Raw genomic sequence first — 2382 nt, 5'->3', positions numbered from 1 at the left:
GAACCGGAATTGGATGGGGCTGAACACAAGTCCTGGCAGAACTATCTGGCCACCGTCTTACGCATGAGCACCCTGCTCAACCGGGAACTCACCGACGCCCACCAGCTTTCGCTGGCCGATGTGCAGCTGCTGGATCTGCTGGCCAACTCCCCGGGTGGGAGCCTCCAGCTAGCGGAATTGGCTGAGGTGTTGGCGCTGCGGCCCAGTCGGCTGGCCCGCCACATCCGGCGTCTTCAAGAACGCGGCCTGCTGGCGCGGACGATGGACCCGCAGGATCGCCGCCGCGTCGTCGCCGTCATCACCGAAGCGGGGACAACGTTGGTGGAACAAGCCCTGATCACCTACGCCAACGCGGTCCGCACCCACTTCCTGGGGCCACTGACCTACCCCCAGATTGCTGCCGTGGCCACCACCTGCCGCCACATCAGCGACGGCCTGAAAACTTCCGGGCCGCCAGGAACCGTCGGGCCCTGACCGGGTGCGTCCGAACTTGCGCGTCCCTGCCCGGCTGAGCAGCGACTGAGCCCACCGGTGTGATAACCACCTCGACGACGACTCGACCGACGGCATAGCAGCGGGCCGCGGCCAGCAGAATTGGCAGTATTCTTCGGGCATGTCGCAGCTTGATCGCATTGTCGTCGATCCGGAGGCCGTCCGGCGATCCGCGGCACCCGTGTACGTGTCACCGATGTGCTGTCTCTCCTCGCGGCCGGGGCGTCTGAGCGTGAAATCCTTGAGGATTACCCATACCTGACCGCCGCTGACATCAAAGCGTGCCTTGAGTACGCAGCAGCGCAGGCGGTCACGTCGCCGAGCATGTGAACGTCAGCGGTGGTTCGCCTGCCGTCGTGTGGGTCCGCGTTGGTAATACTCGACGCCAGGCGTTGCTCGACTGGTTCGAGGCCCTGATCGATCGCATCGTCGAGTTGGTGTCCGCCGGGAGTCGGCTTATCGAACTGCGCTGAGCTGGGGCGAAGTCTCGAGGCAGACCTGGGAACCGGCCGGCCCCTGCGTGACCGCCTCACAGTCGTATCACGGACGCGGTGCGTTGCGAGATGGCCACAAGTGTCTTACAGTTATTCGGTGTGCGCATCGAAATTTTGCCTCACGCCTGGCAGCACAGCATTACAGGCGATGAGATGCGCGCGGTGATCTCGTATCCACTCCTGCGGTACGCGATCATCACGCCCTATCCCGATGCAGACTCCTACATGTTCGTGGGCCAGGTCGGGCAAGAACCTTGGGTCGAGGTTGCCGCCGAGGATGAGGCTGGAGAGGCCTGGGTGGTATTTCATTCGATGCTGCTCACCGGGAGGACCGCCAATGACGTCTACCGCATGTCGGGAGGTGGCATCGATCTTCGGGGTCAGGTGGTGAGACAGCGACCGTTCATCGGTCCGCAGTACGGAAAGGAGAACTGATCATGGCTAGGCGGAGCGCGAAGGACTACGCCGAGATGAGCCGCGCCGTCGAGTCCGGTGACTACACGGTTGCCGGCCCTTTAGAGATGGGATCGACGCTGCGGATGGGCCGCCCGGTCGGTGAGGGACGCCGGGGTTCCAGCCCGACACGCACCATACGACTGCCCGCTGAGTTGAGCAGGCGGTTGGACGCCTACACCTCCGCCGAACACACCACACCCAGCGAGGTCATGCGCCGCGCTCTCGATGAGTACCTCGGACGCATCGGGGCCTGACTGGTCGCCTTCTTCGGTGATGTCAAGGAGCATGGTCACCGCGGTGCTCAATGGGTCGAGATCGTTTGTGATGACGTCTTCGATGATGGTTTGGTCGATGTTGAAGTACTCATGAACAAGGAAATTGCGCATCGCCGCGATCTGACGCCAGGCGATCTCGGGTCTTTTGGCGGTGATGTCGTCTGGTAGGGCGTTCACCGCCTCTCCGATGATCCCGATCTCGCGCAGCATTGCCGATATATCGCCATGTCGGAATGCAGGCCTTTGAGGACGGCCGGTAATCGTAGACCCTGTCGATCGCTGTCTGAATGTCAGCCAAGCGGTCTCGCGCTGATCTGGTCACAGTGCGATGGCCTGCCCGGATGCCGACTCGGATACGCCGCGTTTCAGCAATCCCTCATAGGCGATATCGACGGGCATGTGGAGCAATTGCTCTAGTTCGAGGCGAATGCCGGATAGTCGCGACAATCGACTGCCGGACCCCGTCTCGGAGAGGTCCAGGAGGATGTCGACGTCACTGTCTGGACCAGCGGTGCCTTGGGCTACAGATCCGAACAGCCGCGGATTGCTGGCGCCGTATCGCGCGAGCACATCGCTGATTTCTTCCCGGTGCTCACGCAGGCGTTCCAGCGCTCGCTTGCTGTACGTGCTGGTCACATCCCGATTCTACGGGGCGGGAGTCGGGT

General features: G+C 62.7%; 4 protein-coding genes and 2 pseudogenes. 4 read left to right on the top strand and 2 right to left on the bottom strand.

The window, feature by feature from the left end; all coding sequences use genetic code 11:
* The 4 genes and pseudogenes from BN4346_RS46600 to BN4346_RS50010 form a co-directional block, all read left to right on the top strand.
* Nucleotides 1–474, top strand: a 474-nt coding sequence (locus BN4346_RS46600) for a MarR family winged helix-turn-helix transcriptional regulator (RefSeq protein ID WP_235653828.1), incomplete at its 5' end; no start/stop codon positions are given.
* A 180-nt stretch (nucleotides 475–654) separates the two neighbouring features.
* Nucleotides 655–822 (top strand): annotated as a pseudogene (locus BN4346_RS49360) (DUF433 domain-containing protein); the annotation flags it as partial.
* A gap of 263 nt (nucleotides 823–1085) precedes the next feature.
* A complete protein-coding gene (locus BN4346_RS46590) occupies nucleotides 1086–1421 on the top strand; it encodes a hypothetical protein (protein WP_067977054.1) in 336 nt (111 codons plus the stop codon).
* Nucleotides 1422–1423: 2 nt separating this feature from the next.
* Nucleotides 1424–1696 (top strand): CopG family ribbon-helix-helix protein, encoded by a 273-nt coding sequence (locus BN4346_RS50010; protein WP_109562162.1) that lies wholly within the window; start codon nucleotides 1424–1426, stop codon nucleotides 1694–1696.
* A gap of 48 nt (nucleotides 1697–1744) precedes the next feature.
* Here BN4346_RS50010 and BN4346_RS50005 read toward each other — a convergent pair.
* A pseudogene (locus BN4346_RS50005) lies at nucleotides 1745–1927 on the bottom strand (HepT-like ribonuclease domain-containing protein); the annotation flags it as partial.
* Nucleotides 1928–2035: 108 nt separating this feature from the next.
* Complete coding sequence (locus tag BN4346_RS46580) at nucleotides 2036–2353, bottom strand: nucleotidyltransferase family protein (RefSeq protein WP_096867773.1); 318 nt, start codon at nucleotides 2351–2353, stop codon at nucleotides 2036–2038.
* Nucleotides 2354–2382: the final 29 nt, after the last annotated feature.

This window comes from Mycolicibacter icosiumassiliensis (genome assembly GCF_900078685.2).
Lineage (GTDB): Bacteria > Actinomycetota > Actinomycetes > Mycobacteriales > Mycobacteriaceae > Mycobacterium > Mycobacterium icosiumassiliensis.
This window is presented reverse-complemented; position numbering and strand designations above follow the sequence as displayed.

Bases quoted from the DNA above. Each gene is read 5' to 3' on its own strand.
- BN4346_RS50010 (WP_109562162.1), top strand. From the start codon at position 1,424: ATGGCTAGGCGGAGCGCGAAGGACTACGCCGAGATGAGCCGCGCCGTC.